The organism is Paraburkholderia sp. CNPSo 3281, assembly GCF_024206515.1.
Classification (GTDB): domain Bacteria; phylum Pseudomonadota; class Gammaproteobacteria; order Burkholderiales; family Burkholderiaceae; genus Paraburkholderia; species Paraburkholderia nodosa.
Genome location: NZ_JAMBPS010000087.1, coordinates 1 through 20293, shown reverse-complemented (window position 1 = coordinate 20293; position 20293 = coordinate 1). Strand labels below are relative to the sequence as shown.

Here is a 20293-nt window from a genome sequence, read left to right as displayed (position 1 = left end):
TTGGCGTTCACGCCCGCCTTCAGCGCCATACCCGCGATCGACACGCCCGGCTTCAGGCAGGCTTCAATCAGCCTCTGTTTGTCACGCTTGTCGAAAGTCCGCTTGCCTTCGACACCAACGTTGGTCGCACGCAAGGGCAAAAAATCTGCGCAGTTCTCGTCCATGAAGGGTGTGTCCATTAAAAAACCGTGGACACATCCTGCGCTGTTTTCAGATCAGGATCTATGTGAGGAGAAACTGCCGCTTACGTTCTATCGAGCCACCTCTTGTCATGTATTGACAACCATTTCGTCGCAGTTTGACGTTTCCTCCAGAGTTCAGTGCGGGATCGTGCGACGCCACGGTCTACTGCATCCTTGATCTCATTTCTCATCGCACGCCGAATTATCAAATAGGGCTTCCCTGCGCCGCCTATTTTGGCATATGGCAGTATCTTAATAAGCCATTCCTTATCTTGCTTGCTCGCCCACAAAAGCGCGCCTTTAAGTGGTGTCGACCAGAGTTCCGTACGAGACATCTGAGGATTATCATTGATCATCAGGCTTATTTCTCTTCTAACCCGCTTCCGGACCTGAAGAACGTCGCCATCCACGAAAATCGATCGCTGTCTCGGTGCCACTCTATCGAACCATTCACTGTCGTTCCTGATAGCCCATTTCATAGCGGATCTGCACTTGGACCAAAGCGTCGAACGTAAGATCGTTTTTGCACCACCCATCACACGTTTGATCTGATGCCTTGCATCGTTCTGGGCCTCTGAGATTGATATCGCATTTTTACTCTTTCCCGACAATCCGGAAATCAAGGGAACAAATTCAAATATTTTTGATCTGGTTAAATGACATTGTTCTTTTATCTTACTCCAAAATCCGGATTTATCTGATTGGCCGATAATTGCATCAGGCACCCCGAACAATCTCAATGTTTCCAGTAACTCCTCTGCTACAACATGCGGGATCTCGATCCCGCCGACGACTGACGTTTTGGCACTTTCACGGACCTCATTGATCCGCATGGCTGTCTTCGTCTTCTTCCAGTGTTGTCCAGAAAAGCTGTCGAAAGCCTCCAGCAAAACTAAATGTAACATTGGATCACAACCGCTATCGGCTCCTGACAATGCACGGCGGATTGACCCGGTACTAATAATAGCGCCCGTTCTCTCGCACAATTCTTTTAAACAGAAAGCCTGCCAATTATCTTTAAGATATTCAGCGATGAATATTATTTCATCATTCTTATCTATTTCATCCAATTTCATCGAAAATTTCTTATAACGTTCCAGTCTGGATTCGGGACTGAGCAGTCCCCACCCCCCTCGAAATAGATCAGCGAGCATTGACAGCACGTTCCAGTACGGCTGGACGTATTTTGACTTTTCAATGTTGACTAGTTTTTCCCCGCAAGTATTACAACGCAGAGACGGAAGGGGAAGCGTCCAACGCGTGGAGAAAAATGCTCCACAGCTGCTACAGTGATCAAGAGTCAATTCACGGTGATATGGACAATGATCGATACATGGTATTTGATGATAAACACGCCAATATGCCACGCCCATTTTTTTTAGATCCTCCGCGACACAGCTAAGACAAAGATGTGGCGTCGGTTTCGCGAGGGGGCGCCTCGCATCCGCTCTCAGATAATGCCTCAACCGTGCGCCCTTTCCGGGGTTGGGCTCCATTGACCACGCCTCACGTATTGCTTCCGGCAGGACATATGCATGAAGTGGCCAGAGCGTAAAATTTTGCAGAATTGATCTTGCGTCTTTAAACGGCCCTGCGTCTATCGCTAGCGCAAACTGGCGGACGTTCGTACCCATGTAGGTGAACGGACTGGGAGGACTTACTCCCAAAAGGGCTGTCGCGGCGCGGGAGTAACTGGTGTACGTGCTGGTGAGGCCTGTTGATGCAATCACTGACCCGAGTGTTGCACCGAACCGGATGAACGGGATGAAGCCGAACTTGTTGCAGGAGAACTTTTCGCGCATAGAGTACCGTCCTATAGAACGGTGCCGATGAATGAACCTGCAATTTAATCGCTCGATCTTTGCAAAGGGCATCGAAACCAGCCGCAGCCTGCTCGAAAACCTTGGAGACGCGCCGTGCTACCTCAACCCAAGACCAATCCCTGTTCAGTGGCCCTTCTTCCCGGATGGCTCCCTAACGAAACGATTCATTCATTGGCGTGTCGCTATCACCTTTTGGCGTCATATCAAGACCCCATTGTTACGGCTCGTCAGCTCTTCCGGCACGCGTGGGCAGGAAACAATCCTCTGTTTATAACCGGGCTTGATCACTTTTCCTCGATTTCTCAAGGAATGCTAGGAACCTGCGAGTCAATTGTGCTTGAGCATTCCCCAGTTCCTTTCTTCATTTCTTTTTTGAAACCGCCCCACCGTCAACGCTTCATCTCGGGGTTTGGCCAGCCTGGATGGAAATATTGGAAGAGCATGCTTCGCGGCTTCTATTGGCCGTCCGGGCAATTTACAAGGTTACGATATTGCCCGATATGCCTCAAGCAAGACAATGCAAATTGTGGTGTTGGATACTGGCATAACGAACACATGCTACCAGCAACACGAATCTGTTTATTACATGAGTGCATGCTGGTCGCGCCAACCTTGTTGCATCGCTGGTCTTTACCAACGGCAAACGCTTTTTTCTCAAGCGACTATGACATCACCATTCCTACGGCGAGCGCCAAACCGCTCCTGAAAAAAGCAGCGCAAGTTTGCAACGCGATGGCGGCAACCTCGCCTGATTGCTCCAACGCTTCTACTATACGCGACGTTTTCGCTCGCGCACTCAAAGGGATGCACGTCACCGGGGACCCACTGAATTTGCACTTCCATGAACAGGTGACGCGGTTGTTTCTCACATATTACGCGCCTATTGTGGACGACCAAGCAACTTTTGGACTGCGTTTAAGTAGCGAAGAACTGCAGATAGCCATCTATAGAGTATTGAGCGCGGGGCCATCCTACAGCCCCGATGTCTTCTGCCTGCTAGTTGCGTGGCTTTTTGGAAGTTGGGAGTCGTTCTATTACCAGTATGAGCAATTCAACCTAGAGCCCGCTGTTCGACATAGAAGAGGTTGCTCTCTACATTCGCTGGTTCCAGATGAAATGCCAAGCACTCGCTAAGAACGAAAGGATTCTCAACGAATTGCATTCAGCAGAATCTATGGCGGTGCACAATATGGACGCCCGGTGAAAGCAAGTCCGAAGCGCGGAGAACCTGCTGGCGCGCAGATCACGCGACCTTAAGACCGCTACCGAAATGATTGCCAATATTTCACTTATCTGCCAGTCCCTTGCGAATCTTACGTTTTTTAGTTTTCAATTTTTTTGTCGAAGAACAGCTCGACGTGCTGCTCGCCGAGCACAACGTCACACGCGCGGCGCAACGCCTGAACTTCTCGCAGCCCTCGGTTAGCGTGCATCTGGCGAGGCTGCGCGAGATATTGGGCGATCCACTGCTGCTGCCAGGCCCACGCGGCATGCAGCCCACGGCTCGCGCGCTGGCGTTGCGCGAGCCCCTGCGCGAGGCGCTCGAATTGCTCGAGCGGGCAATTGCGCCCGAGAGCCCGTTCGATCCGGCGAGCGCCCGCGATACCTGGTGCGTGGCCGCGAGCGACTATGGCGAGTCCACCATCGCGTTGCCGGCGCTGCGTGGCTTGCGCGAGGCCGCGCCGCATACGCGCCTTGCCGTGGTCGAACTCGCGCCTGCGCGCGTTGCGAAGCAGGCGGCGCAGGGCGAAATCGATCTGGCGTTCCATACCACCAGCGACGCACCCGAGAACCTGCGCCGGCGCACGCTCTTCACCGAGCGCTACGTGCTTGCGGGCCGCGCGGACCATCCGCGCCTCAAGCGCCGTCCGAGCGTCAAGCAGTTTTGCGCACTGGAGCACGTGATCGTCTCGCCCGATGGCGGCGGATTTCGCGGCATCACCGACGAAACGCTTTCGCAAACCGGACTCACGCGGCGCGTCGTGCTCTCCGTTCCGCACTTTCTTTTTGTCGTTTCAGTACTCGAACGCAGCGACCTGGTGGCGATGCTGCCGTGGCGGCTCGTACGCGAAAGCGCTGCGCTGCGCGTGGTCGAACCGCCTGTCGAGGTACCTGGCTACGAAATGTGCATGCTCTGGCACGAGCGCTCGCATCGCGACCCCGCGCACCGCTGGCTGCGCGAGCAGATCGCGCGCGCTGTGTAGCTGCAGGCGACGCACAGCATCGTCACGATCGTTCAAGACACGCGCTGCTAAAGCGGCGTACCCTCGGCTTCGTCAATATCCACGACTGGGCGCTGATCAGCGCAACGGAGCCGCCGAATGACATCCACACCCACAGCCGCACACCCCAACGCTCCGGCCGCGCGCGGCCAGGGCCAGACCATCGACCTGCTCGGCAAGATCGCCCTGATCGAGGGCCACTGGCAACCGCGCGTGGTTGCCGAGATGAACGACTATCAGTTCAAGGTCGTCAAGCTTGCGGGAGACTTTGTCTGGCACAGCCACGCCGACACCGACGAAACGTTCATCGTGCTCGAAGGCGAGCTGCGCATCGACACACGCGAGGGACCCATCGTCGTGCGTGCGGGCCAACTCGCCGTCGTGCCGAAGGGCGCCGAACACAAGCCCCGCGCAATCGGCGAAGTGAAGCTCCTGCTGATCGAGCCGCGCGGCGTGGCCAACACCGGCGACGGCGCGCGCAGCGAACGCACGGTGGAAAACGATCTCTGGATCTGAGTGCTGCCTAGCCTACGGAGGAAACGCGATCGCTCGTGGGTGCGTCCCAAAGCAATCGCGAGACCTCTCGCTAACGCGTCAGGTAAGGACTCTCATGGCCCGGCTCATAGGGCCGCGCCTTGATCTCCATGCGCGCAATGCTCTGGAGATGCACCTCGTCGGGGCCATCGGCGAACTTCAATGCGCGCCCCCAGGTCCAGCTGTCCGCCAGCGGCGTGTCGGGGCTCAGGCCCATCGCGCCGAAGGTCTGGATCGCGCGCTCACATACGGCGGTGTGCACGCCCGGCACGAGCGCCTTGATCATGGCGATTTCCTTGCGTGCCTCCTTCGCACCCACGTTGTCGATCATCCAGGCCGCCTTCAGCACGAAGAGCCTGGCCTGATCGATTTCGATACGCGACTTCGCGATCCACTCGCCAACGGAGCCGTGCTGATAGAGCTTCTTGCCGAACGCCGTGCGCGCCTGCGCGCGTTCGATCATCAGTTCGAGTGCCAGTTCGGCGGCGCCGATCGAGCGCATGCAGTGGTGAATGCGGCCCGGTCCCAGACGCGCCTGGGCGAGCGCGAAGCCGCTGCCTTCTTCGCCGAGCAGGTTCGAACGCGGCACGCGCACGCCCTTGAATTCGATCTCGCAGTGGCCTTCGGGCGCCGTGTGGTTGACCACCGTGATATTGCGGATGATCTTCACGCCCGGCGTATCGCGCGGCACGAGAATCATGCTTTGCTGACGGTGCGCGGGCGCGTCCGGATCGGTTTTGCCCATGACGATGAACAACTGGCAATTCGGGTGCGCCGCGTTCGTGATGAACCATTTGCGGCCGTCGATCACATAGTCGTCGCCGTCGAGTCGAATCGATGTGGTGATATTGGTCGCGTCCGAGGACGCCACTGCGGGCTCCGTCATCGCAAACGCCGAGCGGATCTTGCCATTGAGCAGCGGCTCGAGCCACTTCGTGCGCTGCGCCGGCGTGGCGAACATATGGAGCAGTTCCATGTTGCCCGTGTCCGGCGCATTGCAGTTGAACACCTCGGAAGCCCACGACACGCGCCCCATGATCTCGGCCAGCGGCGCGTACTCGAGATTGGTCAGACGCGTGCCCGGCTCGTCGTCGCGCAGATGCGGCAGGAACAGGTTCCAGAGGCCTTCCGCACGCGCCTTCTCCTTCAGGTCTTCCATGAAGGAAACGGGATACTGCCCCGCGCTCACTTCTTCGTGCCATTGGTGGATGCGCGGCACGATACGCGTGTCCATGAACGCGCGCAACTGCGTGCGCAGCGCTTCGACTTTCGGGCTATAGGCAAAGTCCATCTTGCTCTTCCTTGCATCATGGTGAATGTCGTGCGGCGCGTGGGTCCATGACGCGCGCCGCTCCCATCGTCAAATCGTCAGGCCACCGTCCACGACGATGCACTCGCCGTTGGTGTAGCTCGCCGCATCGGAGACGAGATACAGCACGGTGCCGGCCATCTCGCGAGGCTCCGCATGGCGGCGCAGCGGAATCTTCGTCATCCAGCTTTCGTACATGGCCTGGTCTTCGAACAGCGCCCCGGCGAATTTCGTCTTGGTGAGACCCGGCAGCAGCGCGTTCACACGGATGCCGAGCGGCCCGCACTCCTTGGCGAATGCCCGCGTCATGTTGACCACTGCGGCTTTGGTGATCGAATAGATGCCCTGCTTGTCGCCGGGCTGCAGTGCATTGACGGAAGCCGTGTTGACGATCGCACCGCTGCCGTGCTCGCGCATCAGCTTGCCCGCCTCGACCGACATGAAGAAGTAGCCACGCAGGTTGACCTCCACCGTCTTTTCAAACGACGAAAGATCGGTGTCGAGAATGTGGCCGAAATACGGATTCGCCGCCGCGTTGTTCACGAGGATGTCCAGCCGGCCATGTTTCGAGCGGATGTGCTGGAAAACGCCTTGGATGTCGTCGAGACGCCCCACGTGGCACGGATACGCCTCGGCGCTGCCGCCCGCTTCCCGGATGCCGCGCGCCACGGTTTCGCAGTCGTCGAGCTTGCGGCTCGACACGATCACATGGGCGCCCTGTTTTGCCAGCAGCTTCGCGATCTCCTCGCCGATACCACGGCTCGCGCCGGTGACCAATGCAATCTTTCCGCTCAGATCGAACAAATTAGTCGTCACAACTGTCTCCTCAATGTAGTCGCGTGTCCGCGTCAAACGCCGGGCATCAAATGACGTCGACGCCCATCTTCGCGAGCGCACCGGTCATTTCGCCGACCTGGCGCGCCTTCTCATGCGATGCGTTGCCGCCCAGCGCACGCTTTTTCACGCCCTGAGCGATGGCGGCGAGCCGGAAGAAGCTGAACGCCAGGTAAAAATTCCAGTTCCCGACCGATCCGATTCCCCGCAAGCTGCAATACCGCTCGACGATCGCGGCCTCGCCCGGCACGCCAAGCGCTGCCCTGTCCAGCCCCGCGAGACCGCCGATATGGCCTTTGGGCGGCAGCCGCAGGCACATGCAGAAGTACGCGAGGTCGGCGAGCGGATTGCCGAGCGTGGAGAGTTCCCAGTCGAGCACGGCGCGAACCTTCGGCGTGCCTCGGTGGAAGATGAGGTTATCGATGCGAAAGTCGCCGTGCACGAGCGAAGGCTTGCCCGCTTCGGCCGGACAGTGCGCCGGCAGCCAGTCGATCAGCGCTTCCATGGCGTCGAGGTCGTCGGTCTGCGCCGCGCGATATTGCTTCGTCCAGACTTCGATCTGCCGTGAGAAGTAGTTGCCCGCGCGGCCGTAGTCGGCGAGGCCAACGGACTCGACACCCACATCGTGCAAAGCCGCCATCGTGCCGATCAGCGCGTCGTACACGGCGTGACGCTCATCAACGGGCAGCGCGGGCAAAGCTGGATCCCAATAGATTTCGCCCTCTTCAAAGCTCATCACGTAGAACAGGCTGCCAATCACGTCGCGGTCCTCGCAAAGATGCAAAGCCCGCGCGACAGGAACCGGCGTGCTGCCGAGCGCGCTCAGCACGCGGAATTCGCGGTCCACGGCATGCGCGGACTTGAGCAGTTCACCCGGCGGCTGACGCCGCAGCACATAGCGGCCGCTTTGCGCATCGAGAAGAAACGTGGGGTTCGACTGTCCGCCAGCGAACTTCTCGACGACCATCGGCCCCTGAAAGCCGGGCACGTGCGCGGCCAGATAGCGCGCGAGTGCATCGACATCGAACTGAAGACTTGCATTCATCATGGAGCGGAAATCCGGATTCGCATCAGCCATAGGTGACGTGTTCGCGCCTCTCGGCCTGTTCGAGATGCGGCAGGGTGTTGAAGGTGACCAGCGACATCGCGCTGTCATTGAAGACGTACTGGCTCACGCTGCTGTTGCGGATCTGCATGTTGAGCGCAATCGCGGCCGCAGCCGGCGCCTGAAGAACCTGCTGGGTGAACACGGCAATCGGTCCGCCTGAACTCACCACCAGAATCCGCTTGCCGCCGCCGCGTTGAATGGCGCGGCGTGCACGCTCGCAGCGCGCCTGTAACTGCCGCCAGGTCTCGGGAACGCGCCCGGGCAGCTTATCCTCCGACCAGAGCTGCAAGACCTGCTTGAGTCCCTTGTAGAAGGGCTTCATCGAGCCTTCGGCCAGCAGGCCGGACGCCAGACCGCTCTCGCCGAGCGCAGAAAACAGGGCGTGAAAATCGTACTCGTTCAGGTCCGCGTCCTGCACGATCTCCGCGGGCGCGCCGCCCATCGCGGTGAGCAAGGCGTCCGCAGTCTGTGCGTGCCGCCGCATCGTGCCGGTCACGACGCGATCGAACGTCAAGCCTGCCTGCGCGCAGTATTCGCCCAGCCAGCGCGACTGGGTGCGGCCGCAAGCTGAAAGCTCGTCATAGTTTTCGGCGCCGAGTGACGCCTGCCCGTGCCGCACCAGGTAGAGTTCCGCCATGCCAACCTCGTCTGAACATGACGAAAACGATACTGGGACACAGGCTATTCAGGAAATTTATTCTGGTGATACTGCGTCATAACGATTCGTGACACCTATGGTCTCTGCTTGCGCATGAGGCGGCCAATCTGCTCGCGCAGCCAGCGATGAGCCGGATCGGCCGTGACGCTGCGGTGCCAGTAGCCATGTGTCTCGAGATCGGGGAGATCGAACGGCAGCGCCAGGATGCGTGCGTCATAGCGCTTGAGCAACATGAGCGGCGCAGTCAGGACGAGATCGGTGCGCATCGCGATCAAGGGCGCGACGAGATAGTGCTGAACGCGGGTCTGGATGGTGCGCCGGAGTCCCAGCTTGTTGAGTTCGGTATCGACGAGACCGGGTCCCTGCCGGCGGCTGGACACATGGATATGGCCCAAGCGCAGGTAGTCGTCGATCGTGAGCTTCCTCTTCGCGAACGGATGGTCCTGGCGAAGCATGCACGCGTAACGGTCGCGGCCCATCGGCTCCTGCTCCAGGTACGGATCGTCGATGAGCGGCGCATCGATCGCCAGATGGACCGCGCCGCTCGCCAGCGCTTCGGGAACGTCGCGGCGCGTCGTGAAGTAGCTCTCGATGCGGATGCCTGGCGCAAGACGCTGCAACACTTCTTCCAGCGCAGGAAGCAGCATTGTCTCGGTCAGGTCGTTCATGCTGAGCCGGAAGGTTCGCTGCGACGAGGCCAGATCGAAGCGTTCACCGGCATGGGTGCTCGAATCGAGCAACTGCAGCGCCTCGCGCACGCGCCCAATGATGTTCTCGGAGACGGGCGTGGGCATCATGCCGGCCGGCGTGCTCACGAACAACGGATCGTCGAATGCCTTGCGCATGCGCGCGAGCGCGTTGCTCACGGCGGGCTGCGTGATGAAGAGCAATTCCGCCGCGCGCGTGAGGTTGCGCGTTCGATAGACGGCCTCGAACACGACGAAGAGATTCAGATCGACTTTGGATGGGCGCATGGCCGGAGCCTAACCGGCCCATCGCAGCGCCGTCAATCGAGGGCGTGATCGAGCGCGGATCGCGTCGCGTCCAGTGTCAGTCCGCATACCCCGGATAAGTTCGATCGAGCCGGCGCAGCAGACCGGGCCAGACGAGCGCCCCTGGCATGACGCCGCGCGTCACCGCCACGATCTGCTGCCTGAAGCCGTCGAGAATGGGCTGCGCGATTGGCGTCAGCTTTGCACCGCCCGACTGCGCGCGCACCTGGATCATGCAGGCCGCCTCGAAGAAGTACATCGCGACAAAGGCGTCCGCCGGCGTGCTGCCGACGGTCAGCAGCCCGTGATTACGCAGCATCAGATACGTTTTGTCGCCGAGGTCTCGAACCAGGCGCGGCTTTTCGGCTTCGTTCAGGGCAAGGCCCTCGTAGTCGTGATAACCGAGCGACGCCAACACCCCGAGAGACTGCTGCGAGAGCGGCAGCAGTCCCGCCTCCTGGGCCGACACGGCAACGCCGTTGATCGAATGGGTGTGCATCACGCAGTGCGCGTCGTCACGTGCTGCATGCACGGCGCTGTGGATCGTGAAGCCAGCCGGATTGATGTCGTACGGCGACTCGCTGACCTTGCGGCCGTCGAGGTCGATCTTCACCAGGGAGGACGCCGTGATTTCCTCGAACATCATGCCGTACGGGTTGATCAGGAAATGATGCTCCGGGCCGCGCACGCGCGCCGAGATGTGGGTAAACACCAGATCGTCCCAGCCGAACAGCGCTGTGAGGCGATAGGCAGCTGCCAGATTGACTCGCGCCTCCCATTCTGCGGGTGACGCGTCGTTCTTGACATTGACACACGATGAAGCCATGTCGACGCTCCTTGGTTGGATTTGGTGAAATCGAGAGAGTCCTCATGATGCGCGCGAACTCGCCGAAAGATTGTCCGCCAGGCGACAACTCCATTCAACCGCGGCTGGCACATGCCATTCGATACCGCTTGTCTAAGGCATCGCCTTGCGATCCCATGGCGGTTCGTCGCCAAACGTCCCAGCAAGGTAATCGACAAACCGGTGCACCTTGAGCGGTATGCGCCGCACGCCCGGATACACCGCCTGGATCGCCAGCTCGCTCGCGCGATAGTCCGGCAGCAGCGCCACCAGTTCGCCGCGCCCGAGGTGCTCGCCGAACACGAAGGTCGCACCATACGCAATGCCGGCTCCGGCCAGCGCGGCGCCGAGCAGCATCTGCGTATTGTTGGCCGCCATCCGGAAAGGTCCGTCGATGATATGTGCGCGGTTGCTCGCATCGAGCAAGGTCCAGTCGCCAGCCGACACGGCCTCGCTGAAGGCGAGGCGCTGCGCGCGCCGCAAGTCGTCGGGGGTGCACGGCGTGCCATGCCGCTCGAGATACGCGGGCGACGCACACACGACCATCCGGCACGGTGCAAGCCGGCGCGTCACGAGTTGCGGGTCCTGCAGCCGTCCGATCCGGATCGCGACATCGACGACGCTGGTTGAGGCCATCCTCCCACTCCGCCCACGAATGGTTGCTGCACTGGCACATGAGTTGCCCTTCCGGGTCCATTATGCTTTTTGCATGAGGCGCACGCTTGCCCGGCCAGACTCAACGAGGCGCAAAGCCTGCACGACGAGCGAGAATGCTGGCGACGGCTGGCGCCTGCTTGGGTAATACAGGTGATAGCCCTCGAACTTCGGACACCACTCCTCCAGCACGCGCACGAGGCGACCCGACTTCATGTGCGGCATCAATTCGTCTTCAGGCAGGAGCGCGATCCCCAGCCCAGCCAGCGCTGCGTCCACCTGGGGCTGTGTGGTATTGAAAATCAACTGACCGTCGACGCGCACATTCACCCTGCGGCCCGATCGGCACCGCGATCATGTCCCTGTCGATGGTGTTCCCGAGACGCACCCCCGCGTCGAACCGGTCAGCCACGATGTCGCGGAATCCGTAGTTCACGTCGAACTCCAGCTTGATGTCCGGATACTCATGCAGTAGCGGAGCAAGTTGCGGCAGCAGAATGCTGTGCAGCACATAGTCGCCACAGGTTCCTGACAGGAGAAATGGCTGTGGTCCGACGCAACCTCAATGATCTTCTGGCGTTCGTCACCGTGGCGCGCGAAGGCAGCTTCCCCCGTGCTGCCGCCACACTGGGGGTGACTCAATCGGCTTTGAGCCAAACCATTCGCGCGCGCTGGAGGAGCGCCTGCAGATCCGGCTCCTCACGCGTACCACGCGCAGCGTTTCACCTACCGCAGCCGGCGAGCGCCTGATGCAGGCCATTGGCGAGCGCTTCGACGAAATCGAGGCGGAACTGGATGCACTGACCGAATTGCGCGAGACGCCCGCGGGCACCGTGCGGATTTGATTAGCCTATCTTATAGGGTCTTTAAGAATCCATTAGCTAGTCAAGGTAGCGTTTGCCCGCGAAGATTTTTCATTTGAAAAAAGCCATCGAGAACGGTCTCTCACGCGACGAGATCGTTGCGACGATCACGCAACTGGCGTTTTATGCGGGCTGGCCGGCCGCCATGACGGCTTTGCAGATTGCGAGGAAGCTCTTTGACGAGACCGGAAAATAAGGGCGACCTGAGCAGACCCTCGTGCCGGAGGCGACGACGCCCCCTGGGACCACCGCTATCCCTCTGTTGGCGCCTTTATGGGTTTCGTCGCGGTAAGGATCGTATGGTTGGCGAAGTCTATATGCCATGCACTGCTTACATTGCGGGATCGTAGAATTGTTCAGCAGCGCTCGGATGGGTGCCACGAGCACACTGCATCTGTTTGGCGATCGTGATCACCAGTTCGATTTCGGCCAGCAAGATCCGGACACAGCGAAAGGTTTTGAGCCCCAGCATGGGTCACGTGCGTTGCTTGATCGCCCGATGGTCCTGCTCGACTACGTTATTGAGATACTTCGACTGGCGGATCTTGATGGGCGTTGCTCGACGCGTTTCCATGGCGTACGCGCGCTGCAAGCGCCGTGCAAGCGGACTTGCCGGAGCACGTCGCGGCGAATGTGCATCAAGGAGGCGAGGCGCGCACTTGACGTTCGCGTGTTTGATACGATTCGCTCCACCCGCCCCCACAGCGAACCCCATCATGGCGCGTGAAAACTTCAGCGATCTCCTTGCGTTCCTGGCCGTCGCGCGCGAGCGCAGCTTCACGCGCGCGGCCGCGCAACTCGGCGTCTCGCAGTCGGCGCTGAGCCACACCATCCGCAGCCTCGAAACGCGCCTCGGCCTGCGTCTGCTCACGCGCACCACGCGCAGCGTCGCCACCACGGAAGCCGGCGAGCGGCTCTTTCAGGCGCTCTCGCCGCGCTTCGAGCAGATCGACGCCGAGCTTGCCGCGCTCACCGAACTGCGCGACAAGCCGGCGGGCACCATCCGCATCACCGCGATCGATCATCCGATCGACACCGTGATCTGGCCGAAGCTGCGCCCGCTCCTCGCCGACTATCCCGACATCAAGGTCGAGATTACCGTGGACTACGGCCTGCGCGACATCGTCGCCGATCGCTACGACATCGGCGTGCGCCTGGGCGACCAGGTCGAGAAAGACATGATCGCGGTGCGCATCGGGCCGGACGTCAGGATGGCGATCGTCGGTTCTCCCGATTATTTCACCGCGCAGAAGGCGCCGCGCGCGCCGCAGGATCTGCTCAAGCACAATTGCATTACGCTGCGGCTCACGTCGTCGGGTGGCCTGTACGCGTGGGAACTCAAGAAGGACGAGCACGAGTTGCAAGTGCGCGTGGACGGCCAGCTCACGTTCAACGCCATGCCGCAAATGCTCAACGCCGCGCTGGACGGTCACGGCCTCGCGTTCGTTCCCGAGAATGCCGCGTTGCCGTTCATCCGCGCAGGCCGCCTGAAAAGCGTGCTCAAGGACTGGTGCCCGGTTTTTCCCGGTTATCACGCGTTTTACCCGAGCCGGCGACAGTCGTCGCGCGCGCTCGCGCTCGTGATCGACGCGCTGCGCTATCGCACATAGCGCAGCGCGTCCTGGTGCAAATTAAACGCCGGCCTTGCGCCCCTCGACCGGATAACCCGGATCCGTATATCCCGGCGTAGAGGCATGCCCTGGCGCCACGAGGCTGTCGACGAACGTTTCGTCATCGGGGCCGAGCTGAAGGCTCAGCGCGTCGATATAGCTGTCCCAATGCGCTTCGGTGCGCGGGCCCGCGATCGTCGAGCTGACGTGACGATTCTTGAGCACCCATGCGAGCGCGAAAGCAACAGGCGTCGTGCCGCGCTGCGCCGCGTAATTCGCGATCTCGCTCGCAATGTGCAGCGACTCGGCGCGCCACTCCGTCTGGTGAATGCGCCGGTCGCCGCGGCCCGCGCGACTGTCGCCGGGCGGCGGTGCATCGACGGCGTATTTGCCGGTCAGCACGCCGCGCGCGAGCGGACTGTATGGTACGACGCCCAGCCCGTAATGCGCGGCCGCGGGCAACTGCTCGACCTCGGCCGTACGATCGACGATGTTATAGAGCGGCTCGCTCGCCACGGGCCGGTCCATGCCCATCTGGTCGGCGAGGCGCACGATCTCGGCAATGCGCCAGCCACGGAAATTCGACACGCCGAAATAGCGCACCTTGCCCTGGCGGATCAGATCGCCCACGGCGCGCACGGCTTCGTCGAGCGGCACGCCGGGCAGCGCGCGGTGAAAGTAGAGCATGTCGATATAGTCGGTTCCAAGGCGCTTCAGGCTCGCCTCCACCGACTGGTAGATCCACTTGCGCGACTGCCCCTGCTCATTCGGCCCCTGTGCGAACGGGAAACCGAATTTCGTCGCCACGACCCAGCTGTCGCGCTGCGCCGCGATTGCCCGGCCGACGATTTCTTCCGAGCGGCCCGCGTGATAAACATCGGCCGTATCGATGAAGTTGATCCCCTGTTCGAAGGCCTTGTCGATGATGCGCTTCGACGCGGCCTCGTCGGTCTCGCCGCCAAACATCATCGCGCCGAGGCACAGCGGGGAAACCTTGAGCGCACTGCGGCCCAGATTGCGATAGTCCATATCCTCTCTCTTCGAGCTCGTTGCCAAAGTAGCGATTTAAATACGTAGTCGTTTTTCGATAAAGGCCTGGATCGCGCATGCTTTCATGAATGGGATTCATGAAACGCTATTGAAGAACCGCGCCCTCCGCCGGCAGGTTCGCGCTCTCGCGCAGACAATCCAGCGCCAGCGCCACCGCCGCGCGGCTCACGCTGTCGCGCCGCCAGTACATGGCCACCCCGCCCGAGCTGCCGAGGGGCATCGGCATGGCAAGCACGCGCAGCACGTTCAGCCGCGAGAAGCGCACGGCCGCGCGATGCGAGGCCACGCCGATCAGGTGCGTCTGGTTCAGGAGCGTCACATTGAGCATCGACGAATTCGACTCCACGGTGTGGCGCGGCATGCTGCGCCCCGCCGCGGCGAGCGCCGTTTCGAGCGCCGTGCGAATGGGCGTGCCGGCCGGCCAGACGATCCACGCATACTCGAACAGATCGGGCCAGTCCAGCTTGCGGCGTTTCGCAAGCGGATGCCCGAGCCCCACGACGAAGTTCACCGGGTCGCGATAGAGCGTTTCCATTTCGAGCGTCGGGTCGACCTGCGCGTTTGCTGCGCGTCCCACCACGATATCGAGGTCCCCATGCACAAGCGCCGGCATCATGAGGTTCATCGTGCTTTCGACGAGGCGCACCTGCGCGCGCGGCATGGCCTCGACGAGGCGCGCGACCGCGAGCGGCACCGTGTCCGCCGCCGAAACACCCGACGTGCCGATCGAGATCAGCCCACTGCCGCCCTCGCGCAGCGCATCCATGTCGTCGCGCGCGCTGTCGAGGTGGCCTTCGATGCGCCGCGCATGCTCGATCAGCGCCTCGCCGTAGGGCGTGGGCCGCAGGCCGCGCGCGTGGCGCTCGAAGAGCGGCAAGCCGATATCGGCTTCGAGATCCTTGAGCCACTTGGAAAGCGCCGGCTGCGTGGTGTTGAGCGCCTCGGCCGACTGGCTCAGATTGCCGGTCTGCGCCACGGAAAGCAGCATCTGCAGGTGCCGCAGACGCAGGCGATGTGTCCAGTCCATGTGTCCCCCGCTTAAGCTATACCCAAAAACATATAGATAAGAAGAAATCATGATTTTACTGGATATGGCGCGCTGGCTTATAAATTCGTTCAACGGCGACGCAAGCCTAACGCCGTGCCGACGAATACACGGAATAAAGGAGACTCGCATGTCCAGCATGTCAGCCAGCGCAACCACGCCCGAACGCGAAGCCTACTACGCGCAGATCACCCGCAGCGGCATGTCGCCGCTCTGGGAATCGCTGCCCGCCCTCGTGCCGAAGTCGCCGCGCCCGCAGGCCCTGGCCGCCATCTGGAAGTACGCGCAGTTGCGCGAACTCGTCATGCAGGCAGGCACGGTCATCAGCGCCGAAGAGGCGATCCGGCGCGTGCTCGTGCTCGAAAATCCCGGTCTGCCCGGCAAGTCGAGTCTCACGCCCAATCTGTACGCCGGCCTGCAACTGATCCTGCCCGGCGAGATCGCGCCGAGCCATCGCCATACGCAGTCGGCGCTGCGCTTCATCGTCGAAGGCAAGGGCGCGTGGACGGCAGTGAACGGCGAGCGCACAACCATGCACCCCGGCGACTTCATCATCACGCCCTCGTGGACCTGGCACGATCACGGCAACCCGTGCGTCGAGGAAGGCGGCGAGCCCGTGGTGTGGCTCGACGGTCTGGACATTCCCCTCATCGCCCATCTCGACGCGGGCTTCGCGGAGAACTATCCCGAGGCCACGCAGCCCATTGCGCGCCCCGAGGGCGACAGCTACGCGCGCTTCGGCCACAACATGCTGCCGATGCGCCATACGGTGAGCGCTCCGACCTCGCCGATCTTCAGCTACCCGTATGCGCGCAGCCGCGAAGCGCTCGATACGCTCTACCGCGGCGGCGAACTCGACGACTGGGACGGCGTCAAACTGCGCTACGTGAATCCGGCCACGGGCGGCTGGCCCATGCCCACCATGGCGACCTTCATGCAATTCCTGCCGAAGGGCTTCAAGGGCAAGACCTACCGCAGCACCGATTCGACCGTCTACTGCGTGGTGGAAGGCAGCGGCGCGGTGCGCATCGGCGAGGAACGCTTCGCGTTTGACCCGCACGACGTGTTCGTTGCGCCCTCGTGGGTGCCGGTGCAACTCGAAGCGCAAAGCGACGCGGTGCTGTTCAGCTACTCCGATCGCCCTGTGCTCGCCGCGCTCAATCTGCTGCGCGAAGAACGCATCGGCTAACGCCCTGACGGCGAGCGCGCGTCCGATTCGATACGCGCTCGCAACTTGATTCGTCATCCATATCAATCTGTTCACTCTCTCCAAGAGCAACCATCATGGCATTCGTTTTCCAGCCCGAGGCGCCCGTCGCCCTTGCCGTCGCCGGCTCGACCGATCAGTTCGCCGTGCGCCGCGTGTACTGCGTGGGCCGCAATTATGCCGCGCATGCGCGCGAAATGGGCTTCGACCCGGACCGCGAGCCGCCCTTCTTCTTCTGCAAGCCCGATAACGCCATCGTGCCGGTCGCCTATGGCGAAACGCTCGAACTGCCGTATCCGGCGCAAACCCAGAACTACCACTACGAGGCCGAACTCGTGGCGGTGATCGGCAAGGCGGGCTCGGACATCGCCGAGGAAGACGCGCTCTCGCACGTGTGGGGCTACGCTGTGGGCCTCGACATGACGCGCCGCGACCTGCAGATGAAGATGCGCGAAATGGGCCGCCCCTGGGAGATCGGCAAGGCGTTCGATCTGTCCGCGCCGGTGGGCCCCGTGCATCCGGCAAGCGAGGCCGGCCATTTCGAGAACGCAGGTCTGTGGCTCACCGTGAACGGCGAAACGAAGCAGAAGAGCGACGTCTCGTACCTCATCTGGTCGGTGGCCGAAACGGTTTCGTATCTCTCGAAGTTCTTCCGCCTTGAACCGGGCGACGTGATCTTCACCGGCACGCCCGAAGGCGTGGGCCCCGTGAAGGCCGGCGACACCATGAAGGTGGGCGTCGAGCGCCTTGGCGAGCTGACCGTGAAGGTGGTTTGAGCCGCATCCGCTCTACAGGAAAGTCCATCGTGCAGCTCTACAGCTTCTTCAATAGCTCGACTTCGTACCGCGTGCGCATCGCGTTGCGGCTCAAGGGCGTCGAGCATGAGTATCTCGGCGTCAACATCCGCACGGGCGAGCATCGCGCGCCGCAGTACGTGGAGCACATCAACGCTTCGGCAGCCGTGCCCGCGATCGTCGAAGGCGACTTCCATCTGGGCCAGTCGCTCGCCATCATCGACTGGCTCGATGCGCGCTATCCCGAGCCGCGTCTGATTCCGGCAGAGCCGCAAGCGCGTGCGCGCGTGCTCGAACTCGCGTACCTGATCGGCTGCGACATGCATCCCGTCAACAACCTGCGCGTGCTCAAGTATCTGCAGGATGTGCTGGACGTGACGCCGGAGCAGAAGAGCGCGTGGTATCGGCACTGGGTCGCGCAAGGCATGGCGGGCGTGGAGCGCCTGCTCGCGCAGGGCGCCGGGTCGCACGATGGACCGTGGTGCTTCGGCGTGGCGCCCACGCTGGCCGACTGCTGCCTCGTGCCGCAGATCGCCAACGCGTTGCGCATGGGCTGCGATTTGTCCGCTTACACACGCAGCATGGCTGTGTATCGACACGCCAGCGAGCATCCCGAATTCGCGGCAGCCGAGCCGCAGCGTCAGCCCGATTACACCGAATAGCCGCGCGCCGCGGGCCTCAAACAAGTCATTCAGGAGACAAGACATGCATACATCCAACGCCAGACGCAGCGCGATCGTGGTGGGCGGTGGCATCGGCGGCCTTGCTGCGGCGCTCGCGCTTGCGCGGGCCGACGTCCGCGTGCTGCTGCTCGAGCAGGCCCCGCAGATCGGCGAGATCGGCGCGGGCATCCAGCTCGGCCCCAATGCGTTCACGGCGCTCGACGCGCTCGGCGCGGGCGAGGCGGCGCGCAATCGCGCCGTGTTCACGGACTCGCTCACGCTCATGGACGCGACCAGCGCGAAGCCCGTTGCGCGCATCGAAACGAGCGAGCGCTTTCGCGAACGCTTTGGCAATCCGTACGGCGTGATTCATCGCGCGGACATTCATCTGTCGATTCTCGAAGCGGTGAAGGACAATCCGCTCATCCAGTTCCGCACCGACACGCAGATCAAGTCGCTCGAACAGAACGAGCAAGGCGTAACCGTGATCGACCAGCATGGCGAGCGCTACGGCGCCGACGCCGTGATCGGCTGCGACGGTGGGAAGTCCGCGGTGCGCGCGGCGCTGATCGGCGACGAGCCGCGCGTGACGGGCCACGTGGTCTACCGCGCCGTCGTCGACGTGGAGAACATGCCGAAGGATCTGCAGATCAACGCGCCGGTGGTGTGGGCGGGGCCGCACTGCCACCTCGTGCACTATCCGCTGCGCGGCGGACGGCAGTACAACCTCGTCGTGACCTTCCATAGCCGGGAGCAGGAAGTCTGGGGCGTGCGAGACGGCAGCAAGGAAGAAGTCATTTCCTATTTCGAAGGAATCGACGCGTTGCCGCGGCAGATGCTCGACCGCCCGACGTCGTGGAAGCGCTGGGCCACGGCCGACCGCGATCCGGTCGAGCGATGGAGCTTCGGGCGAGCCACGATACTCGGCGACGCTGCGCACCCGATGACGCAGTATGTGGCGCAGGGCGCCTGCCAGGCGCTCGAGGATGCGGTCACGCTGGGCGTAGCGGTCCCAGGGGCGTGGATCGGCTCGTGCGCAATGCGCTGTGGGTGGGGCGTAGCCAGGAGCAGTTCTATGACGCGCTGCAGTGGCTTTATGGTTGGAGTGCTGAGAATTGTCTCGATACTGGCGCGGTCTGAGCCGCTAGTGCGTTTGAGGTTTGCCTGGGTTCTGGTCGTAGTTCCTAGTCGCTTTGGCCTTTCCTTGTTTTCGCGTCGGTATGCAGGCGTTGCCCCTGTGCGGGGCGGCACCTACTTTCTTCGCAGCGGCAAAGAAAGTAGGCAAAGAAAGCCGCTCAAACCGCCAATGCCTGCCACGGTTCACCTCGCGCCATCAATGGTGAATGGCTCCGGAGCGTCTGTCGCCTCGCACCACCCAAGTTAGTGACAAGGCAGTCATTCATCCCGCTGCTCGCTACGCGCGCTGCGGTTGGGTCTGCAAGGGAAACCAAATGGGACGAATCAGGATTCGCGAGTATGCACGCACATCAACTGTCTTGGGTTATGCCCCACGGCGGGCGCAGCGCCGCCGGAGGTATGAGCGCCTTGTCACTAACCTTGAAGGTGCGAGGCGACAGACGCTCCGGAGCCATTAACCATTGATGGCGCGAGGTGAACCGTGGCAGGCATTGGCGGTTTGAGCGGCTTTCTTTGCCTACTTTCTTTGCCGCTGTGTACAGACTGGAGACATGATTGACACATGTATGAGGACATCGTTGACACCTGATACTCACGGCAATGCTGCTTTCAGGTCAAGTGTCGCGACACGGTGATGGGCAAACCAGAGCTCGAATACACCGTCTTCGTCGTCCTTTGGACGGGCCGCCACGCGCAGCCCCTTGAGCGCAATCGAGAGCTTCAGTTTCTGCCCCCGCAAGCGCACCAGACCACTCGAATTGACCA

17 protein-coding genes and 5 pseudogenes are annotated in these 20293 nt (G+C 61.6%); 10 read left to right on the top strand and 12 right to left on the bottom strand.

What is annotated here, in order from left to right; all coding sequences use genetic code 11:
* Nucleotides 1-244 precede the first annotated feature (244 nt).
* Nucleotides 245-1258 (bottom strand): hypothetical protein, encoded by a 1014-nt coding sequence (locus M3I56_RS38160; RefSeq protein ID WP_254358348.1) that lies wholly within the window; start codon nt 1256-1258, stop codon nt 245-247.
* 840 nt (nt 1259-2098) lie between these two features.
* On the opposite strand from M3I56_RS38160, the gene M3I56_RS38155 reads away from it, so the two are divergent.
* The 3 genes from M3I56_RS38155 (at nt 2099) to M3I56_RS38145 (ending at nt 4743) form a co-directional block, all read left to right on the top strand.
* Nucleotides 2099-3139, top strand: coding sequence for a TniQ family protein (locus tag M3I56_RS38155; RefSeq protein ID WP_254358347.1), 1041 nt, complete (start codon nt 2099-2101; stop codon nt 3137-3139).
* 170 nt (nt 3140-3309) lie between these two features.
* Complete coding sequence (locus M3I56_RS38150) at nt 3310-4209, top strand: LysR family transcriptional regulator (protein ID WP_302057182.1); 900 nt, start codon at nt 3310-3312, stop codon at nt 4207-4209.
* Nucleotides 4210-4326: 117 nt separating this feature from the next.
* Nucleotides 4327-4743, top strand: coding sequence for a cupin domain-containing protein (locus tag M3I56_RS38145; protein ID WP_254358346.1), 417 nt, complete (start codon nt 4327-4329; stop codon nt 4741-4743).
* Nucleotides 4744-4813: 70 nt separating this feature from the next.
* Here M3I56_RS38145 and M3I56_RS38140 read toward each other — a convergent pair whose 3' ends face one another.
* The 8 genes and pseudogenes from M3I56_RS38140 to M3I56_RS38105 all read right to left on the bottom strand — a co-directional run.
* Entirely contained in the window at nt 4814-6052 is a 1239-nt protein-coding gene (locus M3I56_RS38140) for an acyl-CoA dehydrogenase family protein (RefSeq protein WP_254358345.1), read from the bottom strand.
* A 69-nt stretch (nt 6053-6121) separates the two neighbouring features.
* Complete coding sequence (locus M3I56_RS38135) at nt 6122-6886, bottom strand: SDR family oxidoreductase (protein WP_254358344.1); 765 nt, start codon at nt 6884-6886, stop codon at nt 6122-6124.
* A gap of 46 nt (nt 6887-6932) precedes the next feature.
* Nucleotides 6933-7952 carry a phosphotransferase gene (locus M3I56_RS38130; protein ID WP_254358343.1) on the bottom strand — a complete coding sequence of 340 codons (1020 nt, stop codon included), beginning with the start codon at nt 7950-7952 and terminating at the stop codon, nt 6933-6935.
* Nucleotides 7953-7974: 22 nt separating this feature from the next.
* Entirely contained in the window at nt 7975-8649 is a 675-nt protein-coding gene (locus tag M3I56_RS38125; RefSeq protein ID WP_254358342.1) for a histidine phosphatase family protein, read from the bottom strand.
* A gap of 95 nt (nt 8650-8744) precedes the next feature.
* A complete protein-coding gene (locus tag M3I56_RS38120; protein ID WP_254358341.1) occupies nt 8745-9644 on the bottom strand; it encodes a LysR family transcriptional regulator in 900 nt (299 codons plus the stop codon).
* A 76-nt stretch (nt 9645-9720) separates the two neighbouring features.
* Complete coding sequence (locus tag M3I56_RS38115) at nt 9721-10488, bottom strand: class II aldolase/adducin family protein (RefSeq protein WP_254358340.1); 768 nt, start codon at nt 10486-10488, stop codon at nt 9721-9723.
* Nucleotides 10489-10620: 132 nt separating this feature from the next.
* Nucleotides 10621-11124, bottom strand: a pseudogene (locus tag M3I56_RS38110) (substrate binding domain-containing protein); the annotation flags it as partial.
* 78 nt (nt 11125-11202) lie between these two features.
* Nucleotides 11203-11686, bottom strand: a pseudogene (locus tag M3I56_RS38105) (LysR substrate-binding domain-containing protein); the annotation flags it as partial.
* A gap of 20 nt (nt 11687-11706) precedes the next feature.
* Between M3I56_RS38105 and M3I56_RS38100 the strand changes: the two are divergent.
* Nucleotides 11707-12002: pseudogene (locus tag M3I56_RS38100) on the top strand (LysR family transcriptional regulator); the annotation flags it as partial.
* A 76-nt stretch (nt 12003-12078) separates the two neighbouring features.
* Complete coding sequence (locus M3I56_RS38095; protein ID WP_254358339.1) at nt 12079-12219, top strand: carboxymuconolactone decarboxylase family protein; 141 nt, start codon at nt 12079-12081, stop codon at nt 12217-12219.
* A gap of 135 nt (nt 12220-12354) precedes the next feature.
* Here M3I56_RS38095 and M3I56_RS38090 read toward each other — a convergent pair.
* Nucleotides 12355-12585: pseudogene (locus tag M3I56_RS38090) on the bottom strand (DDE-type integrase/transposase/recombinase); the annotation flags it as partial.
* A 154-nt stretch (nt 12586-12739) separates the two neighbouring features.
* Between M3I56_RS38090 and M3I56_RS38085 the strand changes: the two are divergent.
* Entirely contained in the window at nt 12740-13633 is an 894-nt protein-coding gene (locus M3I56_RS38085) for a LysR family transcriptional regulator (RefSeq protein WP_254358338.1), read from the top strand.
* 21 nt (nt 13634-13654) lie between these two features.
* Here M3I56_RS38085 and M3I56_RS38080 read toward each other — a convergent pair whose 3' ends face one another.
* Nucleotides 13655-14662: an aldo/keto reductase gene (locus M3I56_RS38080; protein WP_254358337.1), complete on the bottom strand. Its 1008-nt coding sequence runs from the start codon at nt 14660-14662 to the stop codon at nt 13655-13657.
* A gap of 106 nt (nt 14663-14768) precedes the next feature.
* On the bottom strand, nt 14769-15710 hold the full coding sequence (locus tag M3I56_RS38075) for a LysR substrate-binding domain-containing protein (protein WP_254358336.1): 942 nt from the start codon (nt 15708-15710) through the stop codon (nt 14769-14771).
* 157 nt (nt 15711-15867) lie between these two features.
* On the opposite strand from M3I56_RS38075, the gene gtdA reads away from it, so the two are divergent.
* The 4 genes and pseudogenes from gtdA to M3I56_RS38055 all read left to right on the top strand — a co-directional run bounded on the left by gtdA (nt 15868) and on the right by M3I56_RS38055 (nt 19531).
* A complete protein-coding gene (gene gtdA, locus M3I56_RS38070; RefSeq protein WP_254358349.1) occupies nt 15868-16917 on the top strand; it encodes a gentisate 1,2-dioxygenase in 1050 nt (349 codons plus the stop codon).
* 95 nt (nt 16918-17012) lie between these two features.
* Nucleotides 17013-17711 (top strand): fumarylacetoacetate hydrolase family protein, encoded by a 699-nt coding sequence (locus M3I56_RS38065; protein WP_254358335.1) that lies wholly within the window; start codon nt 17013-17015, stop codon nt 17709-17711.
* Between the two features lie 29 nt (nt 17712-17740).
* Entirely contained in the window at nt 17741-18391 is a 651-nt protein-coding gene (maiA, locus tag M3I56_RS38060) for a maleylacetoacetate isomerase (protein WP_254358334.1), read from the top strand.
* A 43-nt stretch (nt 18392-18434) separates the two neighbouring features.
* Nucleotides 18435-19531, top strand: a pseudogene (locus M3I56_RS38055) (3-hydroxybenzoate 6-monooxygenase).
* Nucleotides 19532-20293: the final 762 nt, after the last annotated feature.

Bases quoted from the DNA above. Each gene is read 5' to 3' on its own strand.
- M3I56_RS38160 (WP_254358348.1), bottom strand. From the start codon at position 1,258: ATGAAATTGGATGAAATAGATAAGAATGATGAAATAATATTCATCGCT.
- M3I56_RS38145 (WP_254358346.1), top strand. From the start codon at position 4,327: ATGACATCCACACCCACAGCCGCACACCCCAACGCTCCGGCCGCGCGC.
- M3I56_RS38140 (WP_254358345.1), bottom strand. From the start codon at position 6,052: ATGGACTTTGCCTATAGCCCGAAAGTCGAAGCGCTGCGCACGCAGTTG.
- M3I56_RS38130 (WP_254358343.1), bottom strand. From the start codon at position 7,952: ATGATGAATGCAAGTCTTCAGTTCGATGTCGATGCACTCGCGCGCTAT.
- M3I56_RS38125 (WP_254358342.1), bottom strand. From the start codon at position 8,649: ATGGCGGAACTCTACCTGGTGCGGCACGGGCAGGCGTCACTCGGCGCC.
- M3I56_RS38120 (WP_254358341.1), bottom strand. From the start codon at position 9,644: ATGCGCCCATCCAAAGTCGATCTGAATCTCTTCGTCGTGTTCGAGGCC.
- M3I56_RS38115 (WP_254358340.1), bottom strand. From the start codon at position 10,488: ATGGCTTCATCGTGTGTCAATGTCAAGAACGACGCGTCACCCGCAGAA.
- M3I56_RS38085 (WP_254358338.1), top strand. From the start codon at position 12,740: ATGGCGCGTGAAAACTTCAGCGATCTCCTTGCGTTCCTGGCCGTCGCG.
- M3I56_RS38080 (WP_254358337.1), bottom strand. From the start codon at position 14,662: ATGGACTATCGCAATCTGGGCCGCAGTGCGCTCAAGGTTTCCCCGCTG.
- M3I56_RS38075 (WP_254358336.1), bottom strand. From the start codon at position 15,710: ATGGACTGGACACATCGCCTGCGTCTGCGGCACCTGCAGATGCTGCTT.
- gtdA (WP_254358349.1), top strand. From the start codon at position 15,868: ATGTCAGCCAGCGCAACCACGCCCGAACGCGAAGCCTACTACGCGCAG.
- M3I56_RS38065 (WP_254358335.1), top strand. From the start codon at position 17,013: ATGGCATTCGTTTTCCAGCCCGAGGCGCCCGTCGCCCTTGCCGTCGCC.